This is a genomic window from Streptomyces sp. SYP-A7185 (genome assembly GCF_046103685.1).
Lineage (GTDB): Bacteria > Actinomycetota > Actinomycetes > Streptomycetales > Streptomycetaceae > Streptomyces.
Window position 1 is genome coordinate 1,269,087 of record NZ_CP122310.1, and the last position, 26,544, is coordinate 1,295,630.

Below are 26,544 nucleotides of genomic sequence, written 5' to 3' on the forward strand. Positions count from 1 at the left end.
GTCAGGCGTCGGGCAGGTCGCGTGTCAGGTGTTCCGCGAGGGTGTCCACGACCGGCGGGTCGAGCAGCGAGAGGTGGTGCCCGGGCAGGGGCGTCACCGTGAGGTCGGTGCAGTGGGCGTCCCAGCCGAGGCTCTCGTCCTCGCGTTCGTAGCGGACGTCGCGCACGGTGTGCGGGGCCGGTTCGGTCGCCCGGTAGAGCAGCGTCCGTCCGTCGTAGGAGCCAGGCCGGTGACGTTCGCCGCTGCGCAGGTCCAGCGCCGAGGTGCGCTGGTGGTCGAGGACGGCCTGGGGCAGCTCGACGGCCTGTTCCAGGAGTTTCATGACGAGGGCGATCTGCTCGGCGTCATCCAGGCGGGCCAGTTCCTCGTACGGCAGCAAGAGCGGGGCGCGGTAGGTGCGGGCGACATAAGCGGCGAAGTCGGCGTAGCGGCGGTGGACTTCCTCCACCGGGGTCAGGCCCGGGGGCACGGGCAGCGGCAGGACCGAGTCGAGCAGCACCAGGGCGCCGACGGCTCCGTGGGGTGTGAGCAGCCGCGCGGCCTCTTGGGCAAGGAGTCCGCCGTAGGACCAGCCGCCCAGGAGCCAGGGCCCGCCGGGGGAGATCGCGCGGACGCGTGCCGCGAACTCCGCCGCGCGGGGCCGGACGTCCTCCGGGGCGCTCAGCCGGTCGAAGCCGTACACGGGACGGGAGCCGGCCAGCCGGTCGGCGAGGCGGGCGTACACCTGCGACGATCCGCCGGCGGCATGGGCCAGGAAGAGGGGAATGCCGTGCCCCGTGTCGGCGAGCACCCGCAGGGGCCCTTCGGCGGGCGTCTGCGGTCCGGGGGCGCTCCTCGCTTCCCCCTCACGCCCCTCGGAACGGTCCGGCAGCAGCTCCGCGACCCCCCTCAGCGTCGCCTGCCGCAGGAGTGCCCCCGGCTCGACCTCGACCCCGAACTCCCGCTCCACCGCGGCCCGGATCCGCGCCGCGGTGAGCGAGTCGAGGCCCAGGTCGGTGAGCGGGGTGTCGGCGTCGATGCGGTCCGGGGTGTAGCCCATGACGTCGGCCACACAGCCGCGGAGCCGGTCGAGCGGCCCCGTGGCGCCGGTGCGGACCGCCGGGCGCCAAGGCGTCGCGCGCGGGCCGGGCGACTCCCCCGCCCAGAAGCGGCGGTGGCGCCAGCGCGGCGAGGGCACGTCGACGACGCGGGCGCCCGGATGCAGGCCCCGGAGGGATGCGGGCGCACCGGCGTCTCGTACGAGGAGGGAGGCCAGGGACGTGCGGAAGGTGAGCGCGTCGTCGGTGCCGCGGCGCAGGGTCGGCAGGATCAGCGCGTCGCCGGCGGCGTCCGCGGCCCGCAGGGTCTCGGTCAGCGGGTGCAACTGCGTGGGATGCGGCGCCACTTCGACGAACGTCCGGTGGCCGTCGTCGGCGGCGGCCCGTAGCGCCTGCGTGAAGCGGACCGGACGCCGCAGGTTCGCCACCCAGTAGGCGGTGTCGCAGGGCGCCGGGTCGCGCGGGTCGGCGAGGACGGTGGAGTAGCGGCGGCAGGCGGGGCGGGCGGGGCGCAGGGTGCCGAGCTGGCGGGCGAACTCCCCCAGCAGCGGGTCGACGTGGGGCGAGTGCCCGGCGCCGGTGACGGACAGGGAGCGGGCGAAGCCGCCCTCGCCGGTGACGTGGTCGATGAGTTTGCGCACGTCGTCCGCGGAGCCGGTGACCACGCTCTGCGCGGGGGAGGCGTGCACGGCGACCTGGAGCGTGCGGAAGTCGGCGGCCAGTGCGGCGATGTGCGCGCCGGGGCGGTCCACCACCGCCATGGCGCCGCCCGTGAGCCCGGCGAGGAGCCGGGAGCGGATCGCGACGACACGGGCGCCGGTGGCCGCGTCGAGGGCGCCGCAGGCGACGGCCGCGGCGATCTCCCCCATGGAGTGGCCGATCACGGCCGCGGGCGTGAAGCCGTAGGACCGCCACAGCTCGGCGAGCGCGACCTGCATGCCGTAGAGCGCGGGCATGACGACCGCGGGCGAGGTCAGGTCGGCGCCGGGGGCCATGCAGTCGCGCAGGGAGATGCCTGCGTGCTCGCGCAGCAGCGGTTCGACGCGGTCCACGGCGGCGGCGAACTCCGTTTCCGCGGCCAGGAGTTCACTTCCCATGCCGGGCCACTGCGACCCGTAGCCGGAGAACACCCACACCGTCCCGGGACCGCCCCCGCTGCCGGCCGCCCCCGTCACCACCCGCCCCTCGGGCTCCTGCTCCGCCAGGCGGGCGAGCGCGGTGGTCAGCTCCTCGCGGTCGCGTGCGACGACCGCCGCCCGGTGGCGCCCGCGCCCGGCGCGGGCGGACAGGGTGCGGGCCAGGTCCGCCGGCCGGACGGCACGGCTGTCCGGTCCGGTCAGCCACTGGGCCAGCTCACCGGCGTACGCGCGGACGCGGTCCTCGGTGACGCCGTCGAGCAGGGTCACGGCCGGGGCGGTGGCCGTCGGGCGTGGTCCGCGTGGCGGGCGGTGTTCGGCCAGGACCACATGGGCGTTGGTGCCGCCGAAGCCGAACGCGGAGACGCCCGCGCGCGCCGTGCCCGCGTAGCGCGGCCACGGCTCGGGTCCGGTGACGACGCGCAGGCCGAGCGCGTCGAGGTCGGCGTGCGGGCCCGGTGCGGTGAAGTGCAGCTGGGGCGGTATCTCGTCGTGGTGCAGGGCGAGGACGGTCTTGATGAAGCCGGCGATGCCCGCCGCGGCCTCCAGGTGGCCGATGTTCGTCTTCACCGAGCCGACGAGCAGCGGCTGGTCGGCGGCCCGCCCGCGCGCCGCGCCGAGCGCGGCGGACAGCGCGGACGCCTCGATGGGGTCGCCGAGGGCCGTGCCCGTGCCGTGTGCCTCGACGTAGTCCACGGACGCGGGCGTGGCGGCGGGGGCCGCGGCGAGGGTGGAGGCGGCGGCGTGGCACTGCTCCAGGAGCGTGCGCTGGGCGTCCGCGCTGGGGGCGGTGAGTCCGTTGGAACGGCCGTCCGAGTTGACGGCGGTCGCCTCGATGACCGCGAGGACGCGGTCGCCGTCGCGTTCGGCGTCGGCGAGGCGCTTGAGGACGACGACCCCGCACCCCTCGCCGCGCACCATGCCGTCGGCCGACGCGTCGAAGGCCTTGCAGCGCCCGTCGGCGGCCAGGGCTCCGGCCCGCTGGAAGCCCAGGGTCACCGCGGGGGCAAGCAGCAGGTTCACCCCCGCCGCGAGCGCCAGGTCGCTCTCCCCCGCGCCGAGGCTGCGTACCGCGTGGTGCACGGCGACGAGCGAGGAGGAGCACGCCGTGTCGACGGCCATGCTCGGGCCGCGCAGGTCCAGGAGGTAGGAGAGGCGGTTCGCGGCGATGCTCAGGGCCGCGCCCGGCGGGGTCCACGCGCCGACCGACTCCGGGTCGGCGGTGGTCAGATGGGCGTATTCGTTGCCGCTGATGCCGACGAAGACGCCGGTAGGGGTGCCCGCGAGGGAGGGTGCGGACAGCGCCGCGTGGTCGACGGCCTCGCGGGCGACCTCCAACAGCATGCGCTGTTGCGGGTCCATGGCGGTGGCCTCGTCCGCGCCGATGCCGAAGAACTCGGCGTCGAAGCCCGCCACACCGTCGGTGCTCCCGTCCCCGAGGAACCCGCCGTGCCTGCTGAGGTCCTCGGGCAGGCTGCGCCCCTCCCGCACGAAGGGCGCCCAGCGGTCGTCGCCGACCGTGCCCACGGCATCGCGGCCCTCGCTCAACAGCCGCCAGAAGGCGGCGGGTGACGTCACCTCGCCGGGCAGACGGCAGCCGATGCCGATGACCGCGACCCGGGCGTCACCGTGCACCGGGGGCACGCCCGCGGCCACCGGCTCGGCGGGTGAGCCGCCGTGGTCCGCCTCGCCGCGCGCCACCCGCTCGGTGAGCGCGCCGATCGTCGACGCCTCCCAGAGCAGCGTCGCGGGCAGCCGGGTGCCCGCGAGGTCGCTGAGGCGTGCGGTGAGGACGACCGCGTCACGGGAGGTGAGGCCGAGCTCCGCCAGCGGGCGGTCGTCGGTGATCTCGTCGGCCCCCAGGCCGTACCAGGCGCTCAGGCTGTCGACGATCACCGCCCGGATCTCCGCCTGCCCCGCCTCCGTCATCGCGTGCCCTCCGCGCCGCTCCGGCCGCTGTCGCCGAAGGCGCCGAGCAGATGGCGCGCGCGGGCCGCCGCCCGCGCGACCTTGCCGCTGCTCGTTCTCGGCAAGGAGCCCGGCGGGATGAGCAGCAGTTCGGCGAGGCGCAGTCCGTGCCGGGCCGAGACCGCCGAGGTGGCGGTGCGCAGCGCCGCGAGCAGCTCTTGTTCGGTGGGCTGCGCGCCGCGCCGGTGCTCGGCGACGACGACCAGGACCTCGGTCTGCGTGCCGGTCCAGGGCGCGCTGAACGCGGCGAGCCGGTCGCGGCGCACGAGGTCGACGGCGGACTGCACGGTCTCCTCGATGTCCTGGGGGTAGTGGTTGCGGCCGTCCACGATGATCAGGTCCTTGAGCCGTCCCGTGACGTGGAGGCGGCCGTCGTGGAGCGCGCCGAGGTCGCCCGTGCGCAGCCATCCCGGCTCGTCGTCCCCGCCGGTGGCCTCGGGCGGGCGGAAGCCGAACACCTCGTCCGAGAGGCCGCTGCGCTTCCAGTAACTCAGGCCGACGTTGGGGCCGCGCAGCAGGATCTCGCCGACCTCGCCCGGTTGGCGGGCGGCGCCGGTGGCCGGGTCGGCGACGCGCAGCTCCTGCCCCGCCGGGGTGCCGCAGGCGACCAGCCGGGTCGCCTCGGGGTCGGCCGGCTCCCGTACGTCGAGGCGTCCTTCGGACAGGGCGAGCGGATCGCACGCCAGGACGGTGGGGGGCGCGTCGAAGGTGTCGGTCGTCACGAACACGGTGGCCTCGGCCAGGCCGTAGGCCGGGCAGTGCGCCTCGGGCGCGAGTCCCGCGTCGGCGAAGGCCTCGCGGAAGCGGTCGATCGTGCCGGGGCGCACGGGTTCGCTGCCGTTGATGAGGACCTTGACCCGGTCGAGGCGCAGCTCGGCGGCCTCGTCCCGGTCGACCCTGCTCGCGCAGTAGTCGTAGGCGAAGTTGGGGGCCGCGCTGATCGTGCCGGGGTAGGCGGCGAGCAGTCGCAGCCAGCGCACCGGGTGTTCCAGGAACGCGACGGGGTCCATGAGGACCGAGGGGAAGCCGCCGACGACGGGGGCGGCCACGCTCAGGACGAGTCCCATGTCGTGGAAGAGCGGCAGCCAGCCGACCGTCGTGTTGCTCGCCGCGTCGGCCGCGAAGGCCTCGATGGCCTGCCGGGCGTTGGCCACCACGTTGGCATGGCTGATCACGACGCCCGCCGGGCTGCGCGTGGAGCCGGAGGTGTACTGGAGGTAGGCGATGTCGTCCGGTTGAAGCCGCTCGGGCAGCGCGACCGCGGACGTCCCGTCCGGCCGGTCCACCGGGACCACGGGCACCGGCGGCAGCCCCTGCCCGGACATGAACCGCTCCACTCCGGGGGCCGTTCGCGCGTCGGCCAGCACACAGGTGGGCTCGCAGTCGGCGAGGACGGCCGCAAGCCGGCCCTCGTGGCCCGGGAGATCGGGGCTGAAGAGCGGCACCGCGATCACCCCCGCGTAGAGGCAGCCGAGGAACGCCGCCGCGTAGTCGAGGCCCTGCGGGAGCAGCAGGGCCGCCCGCTCGCCGGGACCCGCGATCGCCGCGACCCGTCCGGCAAGCGCGCGGGCGCGGGCGTCGAGGCCCTGCCAGCCGAGGGTGTGGTGCAGACCGGGCGAGGACGCGTCGGGGAACTCCACGTGGGTGAAGGCGCGCTGGTGCGGCCGTGCGGAAGCCCAGTGCGCCAAGTGGTCGGTCAGCAGCGGGCCTTCGGGGGGCGGGAAGGTCTGAGGGCTGGACATGGCGGCTCCAACTGGACGGCGCGGGGGCCGGGACGGGCGTCGCGGGGACCTGGACGAGCGGTGCACCAGGTTCCGCCCGGGTGTGACCCGTGAGTAAGACGGGCTGCTGACAGATCGTCTGACACCCTCTGTCACTTCTCTGACAAGGCGCCGCACCCGATTCGGCGTCACGGGCAGCAGCGACGCCCGCCGCGGGCCCGGAGAATCCGGCAGCGGAACCGCATCGCGATCGAGGGGAGCCGCACGTGGGCCGGGGCAGGCTGACCGCTCTTCTGGCGATGCTGGCCCTCGCCGGTTTCATCACGACGCTGGACAACACCGTCATCAATGTCGCGCTGCCGACCGTGCAGCGCGAACTCGGCCTGACCGTCACCGACTTGGAGTGGGTCGCCACCAGTTACGTGCTGAGTTTCGGCGCGCTCCTGCCGGCCGGCGGCCGGCTCACGGATCTGCTGGGCCGCCGGGCGGTCCTCGCGGCGGGCATCGTCGTCTTCACCGCCGCGTCCCTGGCCGCGGCCCTCGCGGACAGCGGCGGCACGCTCATCGCGGCACGCACCGTGCAGGGCGTGGGCGCGGCGTTCGTCATCCCCGCCTCGCTCGCGGTGGTCGCCGCGGATCTGCCCGCCCGCAGGCGCGCCATGGCGGTCGGCCTGTGGACGGCGGCCCTCGCGGTCGCCCTGGCGCTCGGCCCGGTGGTGGGCGGCTTCGTCACCGAGCGGTGGGACTGGAGCTGGGTGTTCCTGCTCAACGTCCCCTTCGGCGTCCTCGCCCTGCTCCTGGTGCCCGCGGTGCCCCGCGCCGTCGCACCCGTGCGCCGCGGCCTGCTGCCGCTCCTCGACCTGCCGGGCGTCGTCCTGTCCACGACCTCGCTCTTCCTCCTCACGTACGGCCTGGTCAGGGGTGGCGAGCACAGTTTCAGCACGTCGCCGGTGCCCCTGTGCCTCTGGCTCGCGGCGGCCACCGGGATCGCGTTCCTCGTCGTGGAGTCGCGTACGTTCCTGCCGCTGGTGGATCTTCGGCTGCTGCGCAACCGTTCGCTGAGCGGGGGCGCCGCGGCTCAGGTCCTGTGGGGCATCGGCGTCAACGGCGTGTTCTTCTTCACCGCGCTCTATCTCCAGCACGTGCTCGGCTTCTCCCCCACCAAGGCGGGTCTGGCCTTCCTGCCGCTGGCGGGCGCGCTGCTGGTGACCACGCCGTTCGCCGAGCGCGCGGCGAAGGCGGTGGGGGCGCACTGGTCGATCGCCGGGGGGCTCGTGCTCGTCGCGGCAGGCCTGGTGTGGGTGTCGGGGACGGGACTGCACGCGCAGTACTGGGATCTCCAGCCGGGGCTGCTCCTGATCGGCGCGGGGTCGGCCCTGACGACTCCCCTGACGGTACGTTCGGTCGCCGATGTCCCCGCGACGCGCACCGGCATGGCTTCGGGTCTGGTGAGCGCGGCCCGTGAGATCTCCGGGGTGTTCGGGGTCGTCCTGGTCGGCGTGGTGCTGACCCGCACGGAGCGCACGGCTCTGCGGGACGGCGCCGATCCGCGCAGCGCCTTCCTGGACGGCTACGACACGGGGCTGCAACTGGCCGCCGCCTGCGTCCTGCTGGGCGCCGTGGTCACCGCCGTGACGCTGCGGCGCCCAGCCCGGCACCGACGGCCGGGGCCACCCGCCGCGGCCCAGCGGACCCGCCCCACGGTGCGTCAGTGACGCACTGGTACCCGCGTCCGGACGCGGCCGACAAGGCGCAGGCGCAGGCGTTCGAGCGCCAAGCACCGGGCGATTGCGGCACGGGCGAGCGGTGCACGGACGGGCGCGCTCCTGGCGGGGGTGCGTTGTGGGGTTTGGGGCGAGGGGATGTCACGCGGGGTCCGGCGCCGGGTCCGGGGCGAGGGGATGCGACGCCGGGGCCGGGGTTCCCTCGCCGGAGCGGTCGGGGTCCGTGTCGCCGATGACGGTGACATAGCCGTCCGGGCTCAGGACCGCGACGGCGCCCGTACGCAGCCACCCGCCCGGCAGCAGCCGCCGCCCCGTCTCGGCCGGGTCGCCCCAGTAGCCCGCGCACACCTGTGGCCCCCGGACCAGGAGTTCCCCTGCGTGCCCCGCGGGCGACGCCAGGCCGGGGGCGCCCTCCTGGCCGATGCGGACCTCGGTACCGGGCAGGGGCAGGCCGGACGTGCCCGGGCGCGCGTTGGCCCCGCGCGGGTTGGCGAGGACGGCGCCCGCGGCCTCCGGCACGCCGTAGCCCTCGACGAGTACCGCGTCGACCGCGTCCCGCAGCCCGTCCGCGGTCCCGGCGTCCAGCGTCCCGGTCAGCCAGGTCCGCACCGAGGCGAGGGCCTCCAGCTCGTGCGCCGGGCACTGGAGCAGGCGCCGGCAGTCGGCGGGTTCGGCCGACAGGAGGGTCACCTTCCGGCGGCGTGCCGTGCGCAGGAGCGCCTGCGGCCCGGCGGCCGGCAGGAGCACGGCGCGCGTTCCGGTGAGCAGCGGGGCGGCCAGACCGAACAGCATCCCGTGCGGACGCCACAGGGGCGTGACGGCCAGCGCGGTCTCCCGCCCGTCCCGCAGCTGCGGATGCCACAGCACCAGTTGATGGGCGGCGGCGACCACGTTGGCGTGCGTGAGCATCGCCGCGGGCCCCTCGGCGGCGACGTACGCGAGGACGGCGAGATCACCCGGCGCCGGCCCGCGACCGTCCCCCGGATACGGCGGACCACCTGGCCGCGACCGGCGCGGCCTCCCGGCGCGGCTCGCACGCGGCCCCTGCTCGTCGAGGGGAACGGTGACCACCTCCCGTACGCAGGTGTCCCCCCGCACCGCGCCGAGCCGCTCTCCCACCGCCTCGCCCGCGATCACCACCACGGCTCCGGAGTCGGCCAGTTGATGCCGCAAGGCCTGCCGGGACGCCGTCGGGTCGATCGCCACCACGACCGCCCCGAGGCGCAGCACCGCATGCCAGGCCACCGCGAACCAGGGGCAGTTGGGCAGCGCCAGCGCCACGCGGTCACCGTGCCGCACCCCTCGCGCCCGCAGCGTTTCGGCGCACGTGGCCACGGCACTCCGCAACTCCCGGAAGCCGGACCGGCGGCCGTGACGCCGGGCCGCCGCGTCGAGCAGGCCGGGGAGCGTGACGTCGGGGACGTGCAGGCGGTGCGGCACTCCGGCGGCGTAGAAGCGGAGCCATGGTGCCGGGTCCGGGGCCGTCAGCTGTGGCTCGGTCATGACCTGATCGTGGCGCAGGAGGGGGGCTCGCCACTTGTCCCCTGGGCACAGTTCGGGCCCGCCGGGCTGTGGCTCCGCTGACTATCGACGCCTGGTTACCGCTCCGTAACTTCTCGGCGTGCACAGCTGTCCCCCTCGGACTCGACCCTCGAAGCGAAGGAGCATCACGTGCGCAGGCCACGAGCGAAACGGAAGAAGAGACTGCTGGCGCTGACCGCCGGCGTCGCCCTCGCGGGCCTCGGCCTCGGCGTGCCGACCCTGACGGCGGGCGCCGCCGCGGCCCCGGACGCGTCGGCGGCGTGCGACGCACCGGACGAGCTGATCTACCGGGTGCCGGGGTCGGTCCCGAGCCGGCCCGGCAGCGTCATCGCCTGCCGGGCGACCGCGCTCCCCCACGTGCCGGGCGCCATCCCGATGCGCGCCTGGAAGGTGCAGTACAGCTCGAAGGACAACACGGGCAAGCCGGTGGCGGTCTCCGGCACCGTCGCCGTGCCGGACGCGGAGTGGAAGGGGCGGGGCAGCCGTCCCGTCGTGGCCTTCAACCCCGGGACCCTGGGGCTCGGTCCGCAGTGCGCGTTCTCCAAGCAGCTGGCGGGCGCCTTCCAGGACGAGTACGAGGGCGAGAACGTCGCCGCGCTCCTGAAGGCCGGTTACGCCGTCGCCGCGACGGACGGCGCGGGCTATCTGGACGGCCAGACCCACCCGTACGTCTCGGGCACCGACGCCGGACACGCGCTCCTCGACATCGCGCGCAGCGCGCCCGCGATCCCCGGCAGCGGCCTCGACCCGAGGACGAAGGTCGGTCTGTGGGGCTACTCCGAAGGCGGTGCGGCCAGCCTGTGGGCGGCGCAGCTCGCCGCCTCGTACACCCCCGAGCTCAACGTCGTCGGCGACGCGTCCGGCGGCGTGCCCGGCGATCTGAGGGTGGTCGCCAAGGGGCTGAACGGCGGGCCGTTCGCGGGCTTCCTGGTCGACGCCGTCCTCGGGCTTTCGTCCGCGCACCCGCGGATGCCGTTCGAGGAACTCCTGAACGACCAGGGCCAGGAGACGATCAAGAAGGCCAGGTCGCACTGCCTGGCGGGCACGATCTCGACCCTCGCGGGCCAGAAGATCGAGGACAACACCAAGGACCGGCTGAGCCTGGAGCAGCTCTACGCGCTCAGGGGCGCGGACGGCAGGACCTGGGGCCAGGTCGTCGACGCGCAGAAGCTCGGCGTCGGCATCGGCCGCAAGGGGTCCGGAGCCACGTACGAGATCGACTTCCCGGTGTTGCAGTACCGCGGGGCGCTGGAGGAGGTCGTGCCGGTCGAGACCGAGGACGCGACGCGCAAGGCCTACTGCAAGGCGAACGTCACCACCCAGTGGAAGGTCTATCCGGGCGAGCACCTGACGACCGATCAACTGGCCAAGGACGACACGGTCAGATGGCTGGGCGACCGCTTCGAGGGCAGACCGGAGTTCGGCAACTGCCTGCTGCCGTGAGCTAGTTCGCACGCGCTGCCTCTTGTCACCCGGGTGGCAGGAGGCAGCATCATGTCTGTCCGTCCTCGACGGGCCGCCACGGACCCGTGGCGGTGTCCTCACCACACACCTTTGTCCTCGGCGCGCAGAGGGAGCACCCCATGGTGAACGGTTCGACGCTGCCCCCCGGCATACCTCCGGCGGGCGCCCCCGCGTCCGCGGGCACCCCGGCAGAGGAGTCGTACGCCGCGTTCAGGGCCTTCCCCTCGGGCCTGCACGATCACGTGAGACCGTTCCTCGACGACATCACCGCGGAGGTGGTGCGGGCGATCCGCACGGAGATACCGGAGTACGCGCGCCCCACCGACGACACGTACATGCATGTCGTGAATCGCGGTGTGGAGCAGGCCCTTGAGGGGTTCTTGGCCCGCATGGCCCACCCGGACACCGACTGGGAGTCGGTGAAGGCCACCTACCAGAACATCGGCAGGGGCGAGGCCGACGAAGGCCGCAGCCTCGACTCCTTCCAGTCCGCGCTGCGCCTGGGCGCGCGCGTCACCTGGCGCCGGGTCAACGCCCTCGTCGACGCCGATCTCCTGCCGCACACCGTCCTGGCCGCCTTCGGCGAGGCGCTGTTCCTGCACCTGGACGAGATGGCCGCGGCGACCACCGCGGGCTACACCGCGGCCCGGCTGCACGCGGCGGGCGAATTGCAGCAGCGCCGCTCGCGCCTCATCGACCTGCTGACCGCGGACCCTCCCGCGTCGGCGGAGGCCATCGCCGATCTCGCGCAGGCCGCCCAGTGGCCCATCCCGCGCGAGGTGGCCGTCGTCGTCATCGACCACGCCCTCACCCCGGAGACCGTCGGCCCCATCGTGCCGCCGGAGTTCCTCGCCCGCTTCTCCGAGCAGCCCGGCTGCATCGTGGTGCCCGACCCGGAGGGCCCGGGCCGTGGCCGGTCGATCGCCGCCGCGTTACAGGGCCTGCGCGCCGTGGTCGGCCCCACGGTCGCGCTGCACGAAGGAGCGCGTTCGCTGCGCTGGGCCCTGGATGCCCTGGGCCTCGCCCGGCGCGGCATCCTGCCCCGCCCGGGTCTGCTGCACTGCGCCGACCATCTGGCGACGCTGCTGCTCTTCCAGGACGAGGCCCTGATCGACGCGCTCGCGCAGCGGCATCTGCTGCCGCTCCAGGAGGTGCGCTCGCCGCAGCGGGAACGCCTCGCCGAGACGCTGCTGTGCTGGCTGCGGTGCGGGCACAACGCGAGCGAGGTCGCCACGCGGCTCGCCGTGCATCCGCAGACGGTCCGCTACCGCCTGCGGCAGCTGGACGAGGTGTTCGGCGACCGGCTGCACGATCCGGTGGCCCAGTTCGAGATGCAGCTCGCGCTGCACGCGTTGAGCCTGCGGCCGGCCGCGGATCAGGCGAACGCCGTGCGGTAGGCGGGCGCGCACCGCGGGGCCCTGATCCGTACGTCACCCGGACGCGCCGCGAGGGCGGCCGTCCATGACCGTTATCGCGCCGTAATGTCCCCTTCGCCCCAACTCCCAGGCGAAGGAGAGTTCTTACGTGCGTGCCCATCCCATGGCCGTACCCGTCGCACCCGTCGTACCCATCACGCCCGTCACGCCCCTCACTCCCGGGGCGCCCGCCACCGCCGTCGCGCCCGAGGTCACGCCCCCGCAGCGGACCTCCAAGATCCCCCCGCGGATCCTGCCCCGCCTCGTCGTCCTGCTCCTGCTTCCCCTGCTCACCACCCTGAGCGGCACCCTGCTCGCCCCTGCGCACGCCCACGCGGACGCGTCGGTGCGCCACACCCCGGTGCACGCCCCCGCCGCCACCAGCCTGCCGGCCCCGCCGCCCACGGCCGAGGAGCCGTGCACCAGCAAGGACACCGCGGTCTGCCTGATCCGGCAGATGAGCCCGGAGGAGCGGGAGCGGGCCCGTGAGGTGCGGCTGCGCTACCACGACCTCCTGGACACCATGGAGCGCGTGGCGGACCGTATGCACGAGGAGGGCCGGTCCGACGAGGAGATCGCCCGTGTCCTCGTGGACATGCGCAACGAGGCCAAGGACATCACCCGCGCCGGGATGACCCCCGAGGCGGTGGCGGCCCTGGAGGAGCGGAACATGAAGAAGTACGGCAACCCCCTGGGCCCGACGGCCGACCAGCAGTTCGCCAAGTACGGCAGCTGGGCCGCGGTCATCGAGGCGTCGACCCGCACCAGTGCCGCCGTCGACCGGGAACTCGGCATCCCGCCGCGCGCCTGACGTCGATGCCGCTCCAGGACTACGCCCACCACGGCCGGACGTGGGCCCTCGATCCCCGCACGGGACTCCTGACCCCCGCGCCCCCCGCGTCCGGCCGCTGCCACGGCTTCGTCCGCACGGGCGTCGAGGCGGCGGCCCTGTACGCCGATCCGTCGGACCCGGAGCCGGTCCTCTGGCTCCAGTACGGACGGCGGCGCTGGGACTGCGCCACGGTGACGGTCCGCCAGTGGTCAGGATCCGACGACGGCACCCGTCACTTCACCGTGGACGACGCGCGAGGACCGGCCCTCGACCTGACCTACCCAGCGCCGGATGCCGGCCCGTTCGACCCGACGTACGACGGGATCGACGCGGACGCCGACGACTTCTTCCTCTGGGCGGCGGGCCGCCTGCGGGACGGGGACGCGTCGCCGCGTACCACACTGCTGGCGCACTTCCGGGCCGGTTTTTCCCCCGCCTGACGCCACAAGTAACCTCTTGATGCGATGAGTTGGGACCCCTGCGGGAGTCATCACTCACGCAAGGAGAAACCGAAGAGACCGGGCCGCGCACCAGGTTCGCGACCCCCACGAGGAGGTACACCATGTGCGCCCACCAGCCCCCTTGCCCCAGCGCCGACAGCCCCGACCACCTGGCGGCCCGCGTCCTCACCGACCACCCCGAACAGGGCTGGAGCCTGCTGTGCAACGGCGCGATCGTCTTCGACGACAGCGGCGAGCTGCTGCCGGACGGACGCGTGGTGGGCGCGGCGCGGCCGCTGGCGATGGCGGCCTGAGCCGGCGCGTTCCGACGCACGGCGATCCGGCAGGCACCCGCTCCCCTCCCGGGCCCGCCGCCTCAGGGCGCGATCGCGCCCAGCAGCGCCCTCGCGCACAGGTCCCGCACCTGTGCGCGGGGCAGCAGTTCCGGCTCCTCCAGCCACTCCAGGCAGACGGTCACCATGAAGGCGAGCCAGCCGCGCACGGCCAAGCGCAGGGCGGGCAGTTCGTGCGGGGTGGAGGCCGTCTCGGGGTCGGCGGCCAGAGCCTGGAGGATCTGGTCCTCGTGGGCCGCCAGGCCCTCGCGGTAGATCCTGCGGACCGTGGCGTCCCCCGTCTCCTCCGCCCGGTGGAAGGCGCGGAAGCCCTCGGCGTGCGATTCGACGTACGCGAGGAACGTGTCCAGGCCCGTGCCGATCTGCTCGCGGACGGGAATGCCGGGCACGGCCGCCGTCAGGCGCAGCATGCGCCGGCTCTCACGCTGCACCACGGCGGCGAAGAAATCGCTCTTGGTGGGGAAGTAGTGGTACAGCAGGCCGCGTGAGACACCGGCGATCTCCGCCACCCGCTCGACCCACACGTCGTCGTACGGATTCTGGGCGAAGAGCCGCGCCCCCGCCGAGAGCAGCTGCTCCCTGCGCTCCTCGGTGCTGAGTCTGCGGCGCGTGCGTTCCTGCGGGTTCGCGGCCATGGGAGCACCTTACTTGACGCGGATTCAACAGCGGGACCAGACTGAAGCCCTTATTGAATCCGCGTACAACAGGCTCAACGGGTCTGCGGCTCAAGGGAGATGGCACACATGGCGCAGGTGTCGCAGACATCGCAGGGGACAAAGGGTGCCGAATCGGCCGGGTCCTCCGGGGCCGCCGGGGCCACTTCCGCCGGATCCGGTGCGGTGCCTCCCAAGGGGTTCCGCAGCGCCGAGCTCGGCTGGCCGCGCCTCGACCTCATCCCGCACCCGCCGCGCCGCCTGCCCCTGGTCGGGGACCTCCTGGGCGCCAACGTCCGCACCCCGGTGCAGGACTCGATGCGCATCGGCAGCGGCCTGGGGCCCATCTTCCGCCGCAAGGCGTTCGGCAAGGAGATCGTCTTCGTCTGGGGCGCCGAGCTCGCGGCCGAACTGGCCGACGAGTCACGCTTCGCCAAGCACGTGGGCCTGGGCGTGGCGAACCTGCGGCCGGTGGCCGGCGACGGCCTGTTCACCGCGTACAACCACGAGCCCAACTGGCAACTGGCGCACGACGTCCTCGCGCCGGGCTTCAGCCGGGACGCGATGGCCGGCTACCACCCGCTGATGCTGGACGTCGCCCGGCAGCTGACCGCCCGCTGGGACGCGCGCGAGGAGAGCGGCCGGTCCGTGGACGTGCCCGGCGACATGACGAAGCTGACCCTGGAGACCATCGCCCGCACCGGCTTCGGGCACGACTTCGGGTCCTTCGAGCGCTCGCGGCCGCACCCCTTCGTCACGGCCATGGTGGGCACGCTCTCCCACGCCCAGCGCCGCAACGTCGTGCCGCCCGCGCTCGCCCCGCTGCTGCTGCGCGGCGCCAACCGGCGCAACGCCGCCGACATGGCCTACCTCAACCGCACCGTCGACGACGTGGTCGCCGCCCGCCGCGCCGCCTCGGGCAGCGGCGACGGGGATCTGCTCGACCGGATGCTGGAGGTCGCCCACCCCGAGACCGGCGAGCGGCTCTCCGCCGAGAACATCCGCCGCCAGGTCATCACCTTCCTGGTCGCCGGGCACGAGACGACCTCGGGCGCCCTGTCGTTCGCGCTGCACTACCTCTCCCGCTCCCCCGAGGTCCTGGCCCGCGCCCGGGCGGAGGTCGACCAGGTCTGGGGCGACGCGCAGGAGCCCGCGTACGAACAGGTCGCCAAGCTGCGCTACCTGCGGCGCGTCCTGGACGAGTCGCTGCGGCTGTGGCCGACCGCGCCCGGCTTCTCGCGCCAGGCGCTGCACGACACGACGATCGGCGGCGTGCACCCGATGCGCGAGGGGGCCTGGGCCCTCGTCCTCGCCACGCTGCTGCACCGCGATCCGGCGGCGTGGGGCGAGCGGCCCGAGGAGTTCGACCCCGACCGGTTCGCCCCTTCGGCGGTACGCGCGCGGCCCGCCCACGTCTTCAAGCCGTTCGGCACGGGCGCGCGGGCCTGCATCGGGCGTCAGTTCGCGCTGCACGAGGCGACGTTGGTCCTCGGCCTGCTCCTGCGCCGCTACGACCTGCACGCCGATCCGGGCTACGACCTGCGGGTCGTCGAGCGTCTGACCCTCATGCCGGAGGGCCTGACGCTGCGGCTCACCCGCCGCGCCAGGGCGGCGTAAAGCTCGATTGTCAGACCCGTGCGCAAGAGTGGAGGGTCCACCGGTGCGAGCCATCGGTCCGACCGACCACGCGCAGAGGAGCTCTCGACATGACCAGCACGCCGACCCCGGAACTGGCCGCCGCCCAGGCCTGCTTGCGGCTGCTGCACACCGCACGCGCCGCCCTGTCCGGCCCCTCGCCGGCCGCGGCGGCCTCGCTGCTCGCGGGGCCCATGGCGGAGGCGGACGAGGCGCTGCGCCGCGCGGGCCTGACGGGCAACGAAGCCGAGCTCCTGAACAGGATCTACGACCTCGAGCCCGACCGGCCCGATCCCCGGGCATGCCCCGCTTCGGCGAGTTCGGCCCCCTCCGCCTCCTAGGCTCTGGGGGCTACAGGGGATCCGAGGACTCCGATCGATCCGTGGGCTCCGTGTGCTCCGTGTGCTCCGCGGGCTCCTTCGGCAGCGTCTCCGGCTTCGGTTTCCAGGTGAACTTGTCGCCGCCCACCCAGCGCACCAGATCCGGGTCGTCCACGTCGTGCACGACGACACCCGCCTGGGCGGCCACCTCCAGGACGTCGACGAGTTCCCTGGCCTCGCCGACCACCTCGCCGTCGAGCTCCACGATGCGGAAGGGCGGTCGGCCGGGGTTGACGCCCAGGACCGTGATCCGGGGGTTCGCCATGTAGAGGTACGCACTTTCGGTCATGGGTGCAGGCTTCCACGCCGCGGCTCCGTCATGACCTCGAAGACCTGCCCGTTCGGCCGCTCGGGCTACGTACCGGTCGCCTCGGGGCGTCCCACGAGCCGCTCGGCGGCCGAGCGCGCGGCGGCGAGGGCCCCCTTGCGGTCCGCCCCGCGCTGCCCGAGCACGACACGGGTACTCAGACCGTCCAGGAGGGCGAGGAGTTCCCCGGCCCGGCCCGCGGTGTCGTCCACCGCGAAGGCCTGCTGGGCCGCGCCCTGGGTGAGCAGGGCCTCCAGATCCGCCTGCCAGCCGCGGTCCAGGTCGTCCTGGGCGGTGCGCAGCGGCGCGTTGGCACCCGCCCGCGCCCACAGCTCGATCCACAGCATCCAGCGGGGGTCGCGCGGCCCCTTGGGCAGATACATCCGCAGGTACCGGTCGAGCTTGCGGGCGGGCGCCGCCCGGCCCGCGAGCAGTGCGCGCCGCTCCTCGGTGAGCGCGGCCTCGCTCCAGCTCAGGGCCTCCAGGAGCAGGCGGTCCTTGCTGCCGAAGTAGTACAGGATGTGGCCGCCGCTGGTGCCGAGGCGCTCGGCGAGCGCGGACATGGTGAGCGCCGCGAGGCCGTTCTCGGCGATCGCCGTCATCGCCTCCTCCAGCATCCGGTCCCGCGCGACCTGCCCGTCCCGCCGTCGTGCCACGCCTGCTCCCGTTCCGGTCCCCGCGTCCTGCTCCACCCGCCGACCCTATCCCCGCTCTCCGCGGCCGATTTCCCGCAGGGTCTTGACGGCCCCACGACTCGTGGCGCATTTTGAATGCCGTTCTAATTTCTAGAACGGCATTCAAAGTCTGGGTGCCGGAGAGTGAGGTGCTCGCATGGCGCGACAGGCCCCGGATTCCACCGGCATCGGCACGGGCGTCACCAGCGACGAGGTGTTCCGCGTCGAGACCCACGGCATCGACCCGATCCCGGACGAGGACCGGCACGGCAGCGCCAAGGATCTGTTCTGGCTCTGGTTCGGCTCCAATCTGACCTTCACCTACGTCATCAACGGCGCCCTCGCCGTGAGCTTCGGCCTCAGCTTCTGGCAGGCCACCGCCGTCGTCGTGATCGGCGGCCTCTCCTTCTTCGTCATCAGCGCGGCCGGCCTCAGCGGCATCCGCACCGGCACCGCCACCCTCGTCATCTCGCGTGCCGCCTTCGGAATCCTCGGGAACTTCCCCGCCGGACTGCTCAACTGGGTGGTCTCCATCGGCTACACCATCGTCAACACCGTGGTCGGCACGCTCGCCCTGGAAGCCCTCTTCACCGACCTCGGCTGGGCGGGCGGCGACACGGCCCGCGCACTCGCGCTCGCGGTGACCCTCGCGATGACCTTCGCCGTGGCCATGTGGGGGCACGCCACCGTGCAGCTCGCCGAGCGCTGGATGGCCTACGTGCTCGCCGCCGGCTTCGGGGTGCTGCTCCTGTTCGTGCTGCCCGGCGCCGACTTCACGGCGCCCGCGCACGGCGGGGCGGGCTTGTCCGGCTGGACGCTCGCGTTCGTGGTGATGCTCGCGGGCCCGTTCTCGTATCTGCCCATGCCCGCCGACTACACCCGCTACCTGCCCCGGGACACCTCGCTGCGGTCGATCACCGTCAGCGGCGCGCTCGGCGGCCTCGTCTCCTCCGTGGCGCTCGGCATCGCGGGCGTCGCCGCCGCCACACAGGCCGACATGACCGACGCGGTCGCGGGGGTGGAGAAGCTGCTGCCGGGCTGGTTCCAGCCGGTGTTCCTGCTGCTCGTGCTCGGCGGGTCGGTCACCAACTCGATCCTCACGCTCTACTCCTCCAGTCTCAACCTCCAGGTGCTCGGCATCCCGTGGAACCGCGCGAAGGCCATCGTCATCAGCGTCGCCGTGACGGCGCTCGGCTCGCTCGGGGCGCTGTTCCTGACCGACTTCACCGACTCGCTGCTCAGCTTCCTCTCGCTCCTGATCATCGTGTTCGCGCCGTGGGGCGGGGTGTTCCTGGCCGACATGCTGCTGCGGCGCTGCCGGTACGACACCAAGGCCCTGCACACGACCGACTCCTCGGGGGCCTACTGGTACCGCGCGGGCTTCCACCCCGCCGGGATGGCCGCCCTGGCCGCCGGGATGGCCTTCGCCGCGCTGACCTGCGACTCGGAGCTGTGGACCGGACCGCTGGTCGCGCCGCTCGGCGGCGGTGACCTCACGCTGCTCGGCTCGGTGGTCGCCGGACTCCTCTACGGGGCGCTGGCCCGCCGCGGCGTTCCGTCCGCTCCCGCCGGCCCCGCCGGCCCCGCTCCCGCCGGCCCCGCCCCGGCCGCCTCCGCCTGACGGCGCCCCTCTCCCGTATCCGCACGACCCACCCGTACCGCCCCAGGAGTTCACCTCTCATGACCAGCACCACCCCCCGGCCCGCGGACCTCGTCCTGCGCGGTGCCCGCATCCACACCGTCGACCCGGACCTCCCCTCGGCCGAGGCGCTCGCCGTCCTGGACGGGCGCATCGCATGGCTCGGGCCCGACGCGGAAGCGGACTCCTGGACCGGCGCGCACACCCGGGTCGTCGAGGGCGGCGGCCGCCTGGTCCTGCCCGGCTTCATCGACGCCCACAACCACGTGCGCCTCGGCTCCGACGACGCCTGCGTCCAGCTCGCCGGGGCCCGCACCCTCGACGACATCCACGCCCGCATCCGCGCCTGGCGCGCCGAGCACCCCGCGGCCGAGTGGATCGAGGCCGAGGCGTTCGACTACTCCGCCATCCCCGGCGGCCGCATGCCGAACGCCGCCGACCTCGACCCCGTCACCGGCGACATCCCGGCCTTCGTCCTGAGTTACGACGTGCACACCGCCTGGCTCAACACCGCCGCCCTGCGCCGCCTCGGCGTCGACCGCGACCGTACGTCGCTGCCGTTCGGCCGCGCCGAGACCGACCCGGAGACCGGCGAACCCACCGGTTTCATCAGGGACTTCGCGGTCAAGGGCCTCTCCCGCGACGGCCACCGGGCGCTGCGCGAACTCGGTCTGCCCTGGGCCTCGCCCGACCGGCAGTACGGGCGCCTGGCCAAGAGCCTGGACGACGCGATCGGCTTCGGGATCACCACCGTCGTCGAACCGCAGAACTCCCTGGACGACCTGGAGCTGTTCACCCGCGCCCGCGCCGAGGGCCGGCTGCGCTCGCGCGTCGTGGCGGCGCTCTTCCATCCCCGCGGCACGTCCGACGCGGACCTGGACGACTTCGCGGAGGCCGCACGGCGGTTCGCGGACGACCGGCTGCGGGTGGGGCCGCTCAAGCTGTACATCGACGACGTCGTCGAGCCGCGCACGGCCGCGCTCCTGGAGCCCTACGCGGGATGCGGACGGCACCGGGGCGACACGTTCTACCCGGCGGACGAGTTCGCGGAGCTGCTGGCCAAGCTGGACGCCCGCGGCTTCCAGTGCTTCGTCCACGCCACCGGCGACCGGGGCATCCGCACGGTCCTGGACGCCGTCGAGCACGCCCGCGCCCTGAACGGACCGCGCGACGCCCGCCACCAGGTCGTCCACGTCGAGTGCCTGGACCCGGCCGACACACCGCGCTTCGCCGAACTCGGCGTCGTCGCCTGCATGCAGCCGCGCCACTGCGCCCCCGAGATCGCCGGCCCGGGCCAGGACTGGGCCGAGAACATCGGCGCCGACCGGTGGCACAAGGCCTGGCCGATGCGCAGCCTGCACGAGGCGGGGGCCGTCCTCGCGCTCTCCAGCGACTGGAACGTCGCCGAGATGGACCCCATGGCCGGCATCTACACCGCCCTGACCCGCCGTCCCCTCTCCGGCGGCGAGGCCTGGCAGCCCGAGGAGACGCTCGACGTGGAGACGGCCGTCCACGGATACACGATGGGCTCCGCCCACGCCAACTTCCTGGAGGACGAGCGGGGTTCGCTCACGGTCGGCAAGCTCGCCGACTTCGTCGTCCTGTCCCGCGACATCCTGCGCGTCCGCCCCGAGGACATCCCCGGGACGAAAGCCGAGGTCGTGGTGGTGGGCGGCGTGGTGGCGGTGGAGTAGCCAAGGACGCCGCGCCGCACCCGTGTTCGCTCCTCCGCGGGCAGGGCGGGGATGACTCAGGCGAGGTAGGCCAGCCTTTCGCGTCGTACGGCGTGGGCGAAACCGTCGCCCGCGGCCCAGCGGGCGAGCTCGGCGACGGCGAGGTCGGCGAGGCGCCCCCACTCGTTGCCCTGCGAGCCCGCGAGGTGGGGGGTGATGGTGACGTGGTCGCACTCCCACAACGGGTGGTCGGGGGGCAGGACTTCGGGGTCGGTGACGTCGAGGACGGCGCGGACGCGGCCGGCCAGCGCGGCCTCGGTGAGGGCGTCCTGGTCGAGCACCGCGCCGCGGGCCGTGTTGATGAGCACCGCCTCGTGGCGCAGGGCGGCGATCAGCCCACGGCCGACCAGGCCGCGGGTGGCGGGCAGGAGCGGGGTGTGGACGCTGACGACGTCGCTGCCCGCGAACAACTCCTCGATGCCGACCGGGCGCACCCCGAGCGCCCGGGCCTCGTCGTCACAGACGTACGGGTCGTGCAGCAGGACGTTCAGGTCGTAGGGGCGCAGGAGTTCGATGACGCGGCGGCCGACCATCGAGGCGGACAGGATGCCGACCGTGCGGCCGTAGTTGCCCACGCCCTCGGACAGGCCGAGCCACTCGTCGCGGCGGCGGCTGGTCCGGAACGCGCGGGCGCGTTCCAGGACGCGCTTGCCGCTGAGCAGGATCATGGCGACGGTGTACTCGGCGACGGGCAGGGCGTTGGCCGCGGCCGCCGATGACACCTCGATGCCGCGCTCCCAGCACTCCGGGGTGATGTGGCCGCGTACCGAACCGGCGGTGTGCACCACGGCCCGCAGCCGGGGTGCGGCCGTGAGCGCGGCGGCGTCCAGCGGTGGACAGCCCCAGCCGGTGACCAGGACCTCCACGTCCCGCAGCACGGTTCTCGCCTGCTGGGTGCTGAAGTCGTCCAGGACGGTGTGCGGCTCCAGATCGCAGACCCGGGCGAGTGCGGCCAGGGCGTCGGGGCCGAGCACGGCCTTCGCCGCGTCCCGGGCCATGGCGAGCGCGGCGCACGGCCGGTGGCTGTTGTTCATCAGCGCATTCCCTTCCCCTGGCCCCGCGCGGGGCTCACTTGACCGAACCCGCGGTCGGGTCCGACGTCCAGAAGCGCTGGAGCAGGGTTCCATGTGTAGAGGCCGCGGCGGACCGGGTACAGCTTGTCGTCCGAGAGCATCACCATCGGCAGGAAGAAGTTGTTCCAGATGGCGGCGGGCCGGAAGGGCGGCCGGGTCGGCCATGTCGGTCACTGGCGGCTGAGCGAGCGCGTGATGCCGGCGGCCACGGTGGTCACGAGGACCCACCCGGTGGCGATCAGCAGATAGGACAGCCACTGGTACCAGCCGCCCGGCGCGAAAGCGGCCTCCTGGCCGAAGCCGATGATCGGCAGGAGCAGGTCCAGGGTGTAGAAGACCGGGTTGAAGCCCGGGGCCTCGTCGGACTTCAGCGGGCGCGGGCGGTGCAGGGCGAAGGCGAGCGCACCGGCGAGCAGCAGCACCAGCAGCCATCCGGCGGCCCGCATGGGCCGGTAGCCGTAGCCCACCGTCACGTCCTGGAGGTGCCCCCAGATCCTGGCGTACGGGGGCAGGGTCCGCCGGTGGCGGCGGAGCTTGGCCAGTTGCACGGTGCGGGCGGCGGCCTCGTCGCCCACCGTGCGGTAGGCGGCGGCCAACTGCTCGTAGCCGTGCGGGAGATAGCCGCCCGCGTCGCGTTCCAGGAGGGGCAGCCGTGCCTCGGCGGGCAGGTGCGGGGCGAGCCGCTGGTAGACGAGCCCGTCCAGTTTGACCTCGCCCGGCCACACCTCCGGAGGGACGTGCAGCAGGTCCAGCTGGGAGCGGCGCAGGTTCACCGTGCCCTGGATCGGCGCGGCTTCTCGCAGCCACAGCTCCCCCACGACGCAGCTGCTGGCGCGCAGGGCCGTGCCGCCGGGGTGGGAGATGCGGGCGTGGGCGAGGTTGACGTGCCGCGGGATCCTGGCGCCGCTGAGGTTGAGCGTGCCGTGGGCCCGCAGCCGCATGGCCCGCAGATCGGTGCCGACGGACAGGGTCTCGGCGTGCAGGGCGGACTCGTCGGGGGCGCGGGAGTGCAGTTCGGCGTCGTCGAGGTTGACCAGGCCGCCGACGGTGGCGCCGTTGATCCTGACCTGGCCGTGGGCCACCAGGCCGACGGCCCAGACGTCGGTGCCGATCACCGCGTGGTTCAGCTGGAGCACCGGTTCCGTCGCCTCGGGGACGGGGTCGGGGGCGTTCGGCTCGTCGGGGTCGCGCCGGATGCCGAGCTCCGCCCCGTTGGCGAAGAACGCCCCGTTGATCTGGGCGCCCGCGAGCCGTACGGGACCCGTGATCCGGCAGCAGGTGATCCGCAGGACCAGCTCCACGCGGAGGGTGCCCGCCGTCAGGCCCGGCAGGACCGAGTCGCTCAGCACCAGCGCGCGCACCTGGGCGCCGTACAGCTCGGGCGTCTCGTCGAAGTGGCAGGACCGAAGGCGCACGGGGTGCTCGACCGTTCCGTACCGGAGGTCGAGCACCCCGGTGACGCGCGCGCCCGTGAGCTTGACGCCGGCTATCTCACCCTCGCGCGTGGGCCCGTTGAGCAGCAGGGCGCGCAACACCTGGGCGCGTACGGTCCGTTCGGGCCCCCAGGAGGCGCCGTCCCGCGCGTCGTCGCCGGGGTCCGCGCGGAAGTCGACGCCCTCGCCGCACGTGAACGCCTGCCAGACGCGGTGCTCCGCCGGTGTCAGGTCGGTGATCTCCATCGGCGGGATGCTGTCGCGGGCGCGTCCGGGCTGTCAACCAGGGGCGTGGGCGACGCCACTCGGGGGCGCGGGCGGCCACAGGAGCAATCCCGACCCTAATTCGAAATGGGATCCATTTTCATATAGCCTCGGCGTCGCACCGTCGAGAAAGGACCCGAACCATGGCCGTACCCAAGCGGAAGATGTCCCGCAGCAACACCCGTCACCGCCGCGCCCAGTGGAAGGCCGCCACCCCGCAGCTCGTGCCGGTCACCGTCGACGGCTCCGTCCACCTGGTGCCCCAGCGGCTGGCCAAGGCCTACGAGCGCGGGCTGCTGCGTCCGGAGGGCTGACCGACCGCCGTGTGAGTGGAAGTTCGGCCGCCGTCCAGGGGGACGCGGGTGTGCCGCACCGGGTGCGGCGGGAGGCTGTCGCAAGCTGCGGGCGAGGAGTCTTTCCGATCACCTGAGGAGCTGGTCATCGCCATGCCCGGACTGTTCCGCACGCACCGCGCCGGACGCCTGCTCACCGCTGTGAGCTGTGCGTTCGTCGCCGCGTCCGTCCCGCTGTCCGTGTCCGCGGACGCCTTCGCGTCGGCGGGGGACGGTTCCGCCGACCGGGCCGCGGCCGCGCCGCTGCCCGGCGGGCTCGGCCCTTGCGTACCGGGCTCCTGCCCGCCGGGCCCCTACCCGCCCGTCACGAACGACCCCGTCACGTACCGCGACAACGCGATCAACGTCTTCGCGGGCGGCGACTTCCGGGTGCGCGGAAGCGCCGCGGAGGCCGAGGGACGCGTCGTCGTCCTCGGCGATTTCGACCAGGACAAGGCGGCGGGCGCCAGCGCCATCTACAACATCGGCGAAGCGGGCGTCGGCTCCAAGGTCGCGCCCGACGTCGGCGCCGACTGGCTCACCACCGGGGGATCCGTCACGGTCGCCGACGGGGAGCGGCTCCTCGCCGAGGACGGCGTCGTGCGCCACGCCGGCGCGACGAGCGGCACGGTGCTGGCCCAGGACGTGGTGCAGGACCCGGACGCCGCCGCGCCGTACGCCTCCCTGCGCGGTCAGCTCAACGCGGCCAGCCAGTGCTACGCGCACGGTGAGGCCGGTACGCGTACACCGACCGGGACCGCCGAGCACAGGAGCGGCGAGACGGTGTTCACCGGGGACGGCACGTCGGCCCTCCAGGTGTTCAACGTCGACTTCGACCTGGCGGGCGCGAGCGGCGGGCAGGAGGGCGTCCGGTTCGTGAACATCCCGGACGGGGCCACGGTCCTGGTCAACATGCTGGGCTCGCAGCGGGTCATCAACACCTACAGCGGCGGCATCGACGACGCGACCGACCCGCTCAACGGGCTGCGCGAGCGCCTGCTGTGGAACTTCCCCGACGCGACCGACGTGCAGATCAAGGGCACCGGGCAGTTCCAGGGCAGCATCCTGATCGGTCAGAACGCGTCGGACACGACGGTCAGCGTGCCGGGCATCAACGGCCGCTTCTTCACGACCGGCTCCCTCACGCACACCAGCTCGGCGAGCGGCGGAGGCGGCCAGGAGTTCCACAACTACCCCTTCGTGGGGGACCTGCCCGAGTGCGGGTCCACGCCGACGGCCAACGGCGTGGTCGAGATCGCCAAGGAGGACGAGGAGAGCGGCAAGGCGCTGTCCGGAGCGGTCTTCCAGCTCTGGCGCGAGACCAACGGTGTCTCCGGTGTGCAGACCTCAGGGGCCGACCCCGACACTCAGGTCGACGCCCCGTGCACCACGGACGCGCAGGGCGAGTGCCGACGCTCGGTGCCGCTGGGCACCTACTACTGGGTGGAGACCAAGGCCCCGAGCGGATACGACCTGCCCTCCCCCGCCTCCTTCGGGCCGCTGGTCGTGACCGCGGCCAACGCGGCCGACGGCGTGAAGGTGACGGCGAAGAACACGAAGAAGCCCCGCCCGAACACGCTGGGCGCCCTGCATGTCGTCAAGAAGGACCGCACCACCGGCCGCCCGCTGGCCGGTGCCGTGTTCGAGCTGTGGCGCGAGACCAACGGCAAGGCCGGCCTCCAGACCTCGGGAGCGGACCCGGACACCCGCAAGGGGCAGGGCTGCGCCACGGACGGCCGGGGCCGCTGCGACTTCAACGCCCTGCGCCTGGGCACCTACTACCTCAAGGAGACCGCCGTGCCGGACGGCTACCGCCTCCCCTCCCCCGCGGTCACCGGCCCGTACCGGCTGACGAAGGACAACGCCACCGACGGCGTCACCGTCCGGCTCAGCAACGTGCGGGACGACTCGGGCAAAGGGAAGGGCGGCCGGAGCTGAGCCCCGGATGAGACTCAGGTGACCCCCGAGTGAGACTCAAGTGACCCCCGGACGAGGCCCGCGTACCGGCGGCTGAGCGTCCCTCAGCCGCCGGTGCCGGGCTTCGTGCCCCAGACGTAGACGCGGTCGCCCTTGTGCAGCAGCTGGTAGAGCCTCCTCGAGTCCGCCACCGTCAGGTTCACGCAGCCGCCGGACCCGGACGAGAACAGGTCGTGCCGGGTGCCGTGCAGGGCCTGGCCGCCGTCGAAGAACTGGGCGTAGGGCATCGGCACCTGATAGATCGTCGAGAAGTGGTCCCGGTGCTTCCAGTAGATCCGGTGCCAGCCGCGCCGCGTCTCCAGCCCGTCCCGGCCGCTGCGCACCGGCACCGGCGCGAAGACGAGGCGCTGTCCCACCTGCACCCAGAGGATCTGCCGGGTCAGGTCCACGCAGACCACGCGGTACGCCCGGGAGGGACAGCCCTTGCGGGCGGCGGGGTCACGGCCCACTTTGTCGGCGACCACCAGCCGGTAGGTGCGCAGTGACGCGCTGCCGTCGGCGGGCGAGATGCCGAGCCGCCGCTGCAGTTGCCGGATGGCCGCGCAGTCCTCGGGTGACTGGACGCCGTCGACGGGTCTGCGGACCTCCCGCTCCAGCTGGCGCTGGTAAGGCGCGGTACCCGCCGTGCACGGGGGCTCGGGGCGGGCGGATGCCGCGACTGCGGGGGCGGCGGGCAGGGCGAGCAGCAGGGCGGTCGCGATCAGGAGGGACCGCGGGACGGGGCGCGGGGCGGCGGGGCGGCTGCGGGGGCCAGACCCGGAAGGGGCGCTAAGTCGGCTCATCATGTCATCAGATTTGCCGATTGCTCCCGT

At 73.8% G+C, this 26,544-nt stretch carries 21 protein-coding genes and 1 pseudogene; 12 read left to right on the top strand and 10 right to left on the bottom strand.

Translation table 11 applies throughout. The features are described from left to right. Position 1: 1 nt before the first annotated feature. Together QBL25_RS05355 and QBL25_RS05360 are read right to left on the bottom strand one after the other, a co-directional pair. A complete protein-coding gene (locus QBL25_RS05355) occupies positions 2–4,102 on the bottom strand; it encodes an acyltransferase domain-containing protein (protein ID WP_409055816.1) in 4,101 nt (1,366 codons plus the stop codon). Next, positions 4,099–5,883 (bottom strand): fatty acyl-AMP ligase, encoded by a 1,785-nt coding sequence (locus QBL25_RS05360; RefSeq protein ID WP_409055817.1) that lies wholly within the window; start codon positions 5,881–5,883, stop codon positions 4,099–4,101. The genes QBL25_RS05355 and QBL25_RS05360 overlap by 4 nt, the downstream gene beginning before the upstream one ends. A gap of 245 nt (positions 5,884–6,128) precedes the next feature. On the opposite strand from QBL25_RS05360, the gene QBL25_RS05365 reads away from it, so the two are divergent. Then, positions 6,129–7,577 (top strand): MFS transporter, encoded by a 1,449-nt coding sequence (locus QBL25_RS05365; RefSeq protein ID WP_409055818.1) that lies wholly within the window; start codon positions 6,129–6,131, stop codon positions 7,575–7,577. 150 nt (positions 7,578–7,727) lie between these two features. On the opposite strand, the gene QBL25_RS05370 is transcribed toward QBL25_RS05365, so the two are convergent. Then, positions 7,728–9,089, bottom strand: a complete 1,362-nt coding sequence (locus QBL25_RS05370; protein WP_409055819.1) for an AMP-binding protein — start codon at positions 9,087–9,089, stop codon at positions 7,728–7,730. Between the two features lie 168 nt (positions 9,090–9,257). Between QBL25_RS05370 and QBL25_RS05375 the strand changes: the two genes are divergently transcribed. The 5 genes from QBL25_RS05375 (at position 9,258) to QBL25_RS05395 (ending at position 13,593) form a co-directional block, all read left to right on the top strand. Next, positions 9,258–10,571, top strand: coding sequence for a lipase family protein (locus QBL25_RS05375; protein WP_409055820.1), 1,314 nt, complete (start codon positions 9,258–9,260; stop codon positions 10,569–10,571). A 140-nt stretch (positions 10,572–10,711) separates the two neighbouring features. Then, positions 10,712–11,989 carry a helix-turn-helix domain-containing protein gene (locus QBL25_RS05380; protein ID WP_409055821.1) on the top strand — a complete coding sequence of 426 codons (1,278 nt, stop codon included), beginning with the start codon at positions 10,712–10,714 and terminating at the stop codon, positions 11,987–11,989. Between the two features lie 127 nt (positions 11,990–12,116). Then, on the top strand, positions 12,117–12,818 hold the full coding sequence (locus QBL25_RS05385) for a hypothetical protein (protein ID WP_409055822.1): 702 nt from the start codon (positions 12,117–12,119) through the stop codon (positions 12,816–12,818). Positions 12,819–12,823: 5 nt separating this feature from the next. Then, the gene (locus tag QBL25_RS05390; protein ID WP_409055823.1) at positions 12,824–13,279 is read left to right on the top strand and encodes a hypothetical protein; all 456 of its coding nucleotides are present in this window, start codon (positions 12,824–12,826) and stop codon (positions 13,277–13,279) included. Positions 13,280–13,401: 122 nt separating this feature from the next. Then, positions 13,402–13,593, top strand: a complete 192-nt coding sequence (locus QBL25_RS05395; RefSeq protein WP_409055824.1) for a DUF5999 family protein — start codon at positions 13,402–13,404, stop codon at positions 13,591–13,593. Between the two features lie 62 nt (positions 13,594–13,655). Here QBL25_RS05395 and QBL25_RS05400 read toward each other — a convergent pair whose 3' ends face one another. Next, positions 13,656–14,267 (bottom strand): TetR/AcrR family transcriptional regulator, encoded by a 612-nt coding sequence (locus QBL25_RS05400; protein ID WP_409055825.1) that lies wholly within the window; start codon positions 14,265–14,267, stop codon positions 13,656–13,658. Between the two features lie 204 nt (positions 14,268–14,471). Between QBL25_RS05400 and QBL25_RS05405 the strand changes: the two genes are divergently transcribed. Both QBL25_RS05405 and QBL25_RS05410 read left to right on the top strand, forming a co-directional pair. After that, positions 14,472–15,902: a cytochrome P450 gene (locus QBL25_RS05405; RefSeq protein ID WP_409055826.1), complete on the top strand. Its 1,431-nt coding sequence runs from the start codon at positions 14,472–14,474 to the stop codon at positions 15,900–15,902. Between the two features lie 89 nt (positions 15,903–15,991). Next, positions 15,992–16,261 carry a hypothetical protein gene (locus tag QBL25_RS05410; RefSeq protein WP_409055827.1) on the top strand — a complete coding sequence of 90 codons (270 nt, stop codon included), beginning with the start codon at positions 15,992–15,994 and terminating at the stop codon, positions 16,259–16,261. Between the two features lie 10 nt (positions 16,262–16,271). On the opposite strand, the gene QBL25_RS05415 is transcribed toward QBL25_RS05410, so the two are convergent. Both QBL25_RS05415 and QBL25_RS05420 read right to left on the bottom strand, forming a co-directional pair. After that, the gene (locus QBL25_RS05415; RefSeq protein ID WP_409055828.1) at positions 16,272–16,589 is read right to left on the bottom strand and encodes a hypothetical protein; all 318 of its coding nucleotides are present in this window, start codon (positions 16,587–16,589) and stop codon (positions 16,272–16,274) included. Between the two features lie 65 nt (positions 16,590–16,654). Beyond that, positions 16,655–17,224 carry a TetR/AcrR family transcriptional regulator gene (locus tag QBL25_RS05420; protein ID WP_409062557.1) on the bottom strand — a complete coding sequence of 190 codons (570 nt, stop codon included), beginning with the start codon at positions 17,222–17,224 and terminating at the stop codon, positions 16,655–16,657. Positions 17,225–17,438: 214 nt separating this feature from the next. Here QBL25_RS05420 and QBL25_RS05425 point away from each other — a divergent pair, with 214 nt between their 5' ends. Beyond that, positions 17,439–18,902 carry a purine-cytosine permease family protein gene (locus QBL25_RS05425; RefSeq protein WP_409055829.1) on the top strand — a complete coding sequence of 488 codons (1,464 nt, stop codon included), beginning with the start codon at positions 17,439–17,441 and terminating at the stop codon, positions 18,900–18,902. A gap of 59 nt (positions 18,903–18,961) precedes the next feature. Then, entirely contained in the window at positions 18,962–20,614 is a 1,653-nt protein-coding gene (locus QBL25_RS05430; RefSeq protein ID WP_409055830.1) for an amidohydrolase, read from the top strand. A 56-nt stretch (positions 20,615–20,670) separates the two neighbouring features. On the opposite strand, the gene QBL25_RS05435 is transcribed toward QBL25_RS05430, so the two are convergent. From QBL25_RS05435 to QBL25_RS05445, 3 genes and pseudogenes are all read right to left on the bottom strand, one after another. Continuing rightward, a complete protein-coding gene (locus tag QBL25_RS05435) occupies positions 20,671–21,687 on the bottom strand; it encodes a hydroxyacid dehydrogenase (protein ID WP_409055831.1) in 1,017 nt (338 codons plus the stop codon). Between the two features lie 34 nt (positions 21,688–21,721). Beyond that, positions 21,722–21,872, bottom strand: a pseudogene (locus tag QBL25_RS05440) (carbohydrate ABC transporter permease); the annotation flags it as partial. A gap of 24 nt (positions 21,873–21,896) precedes the next feature. Next, the gene (locus tag QBL25_RS05445) at positions 21,897–23,405 is read right to left on the bottom strand and encodes a membrane-associated oxidoreductase (RefSeq protein WP_409055832.1); all 1,509 of its coding nucleotides are present in this window, start codon (positions 23,403–23,405) and stop codon (positions 21,897–21,899) included. Between the two features lie 161 nt (positions 23,406–23,566). On the opposite strand from QBL25_RS05445, the gene rpmF reads away from it, so the two are divergent. Further along, on the top strand, positions 23,567–23,737 hold the full coding sequence (gene rpmF / locus QBL25_RS05450) for a 50S ribosomal protein L32 (RefSeq protein WP_409055833.1): 171 nt from the start codon (positions 23,567–23,569) through the stop codon (positions 23,735–23,737). A gap of 132 nt (positions 23,738–23,869) precedes the next feature. Next, on the top strand, positions 23,870–25,693 hold the full coding sequence (locus tag QBL25_RS05455; RefSeq protein WP_409055834.1) for a choice-of-anchor A family protein: 1,824 nt from the start codon (positions 23,870–23,872) through the stop codon (positions 25,691–25,693). Between the two features lie 83 nt (positions 25,694–25,776). On the opposite strand, the gene QBL25_RS05460 is transcribed toward QBL25_RS05455, so the two are convergent. Next, entirely contained in the window at positions 25,777–26,514 is a 738-nt protein-coding gene (locus QBL25_RS05460; protein ID WP_409055835.1) for a L,D-transpeptidase, read from the bottom strand. Positions 26,515–26,544: the final 30 nt, after the last annotated feature.

Coding starts and splice junctions, on each gene's coding strand:
- QBL25_RS05355 (WP_409055816.1), bottom strand. CDS start 4,102: ATGACGGAGGCGGGGCAGGCGGAGATCCGGGCGGTGATCGTCGACAGC.
- QBL25_RS05360 (WP_409055817.1), bottom strand. CDS start 5,883: ATGTCCAGCCCTCAGACCTTCCCGCCCCCCGAAGGCCCGCTGCTGACC.
- QBL25_RS05370 (WP_409055819.1), bottom strand. CDS start 9,089: ATGACCGAGCCACAGCTGACGGCCCCGGACCCGGCACCATGGCTCCGC.
- QBL25_RS05380 (WP_409055821.1), top strand. CDS start 10,712: ATGGTGAACGGTTCGACGCTGCCCCCCGGCATACCTCCGGCGGGCGCC.
- QBL25_RS05390 (WP_409055823.1), top strand. CDS start 12,824: ATGCCGCTCCAGGACTACGCCCACCACGGCCGGACGTGGGCCCTCGAT.
- QBL25_RS05395 (WP_409055824.1), top strand. CDS start 13,402: ATGTGCGCCCACCAGCCCCCTTGCCCCAGCGCCGACAGCCCCGACCAC.
- QBL25_RS05400 (WP_409055825.1), bottom strand. CDS start 14,267: ATGGCCGCGAACCCGCAGGAACGCACGCGCCGCAGACTCAGCACCGAG.
- QBL25_RS05410 (WP_409055827.1), top strand. CDS start 15,992: ATGACCAGCACGCCGACCCCGGAACTGGCCGCCGCCCAGGCCTGCTTG.
- QBL25_RS05415 (WP_409055828.1), bottom strand. CDS start 16,589: ATGACCGAAAGTGCGTACCTCTACATGGCGAACCCCCGGATCACGGTC.
- QBL25_RS05420 (WP_409062557.1), bottom strand. CDS start 17,224: ATGCTGGAGGAGGCGATGACGGCGATCGCCGAGAACGGCCTCGCGGCG.
- QBL25_RS05425 (WP_409055829.1), top strand. CDS start 17,439: ATGGCGCGACAGGCCCCGGATTCCACCGGCATCGGCACGGGCGTCACC.
- QBL25_RS05430 (WP_409055830.1), top strand. CDS start 18,962: ATGACCAGCACCACCCCCCGGCCCGCGGACCTCGTCCTGCGCGGTGCC.
- QBL25_RS05435 (WP_409055831.1), bottom strand. CDS start 21,687: ATGAACAACAGCCACCGGCCGTGCGCCGCGCTCGCCATGGCCCGGGAC.
- QBL25_RS05445 (WP_409055832.1), bottom strand. CDS start 23,405: ATGGAGATCACCGACCTGACACCGGCGGAGCACCGCGTCTGGCAGGCG.
- rpmF (WP_409055833.1), top strand. CDS start 23,567: ATGGCCGTACCCAAGCGGAAGATGTCCCGCAGCAACACCCGTCACCGC.
- QBL25_RS05455 (WP_409055834.1), top strand. CDS start 23,870: ATGCCCGGACTGTTCCGCACGCACCGCGCCGGACGCCTGCTCACCGCT.
- QBL25_RS05460 (WP_409055835.1), bottom strand. CDS start 26,514: ATGAGCCGACTTAGCGCCCCTTCCGGGTCTGGCCCCCGCAGCCGCCCC.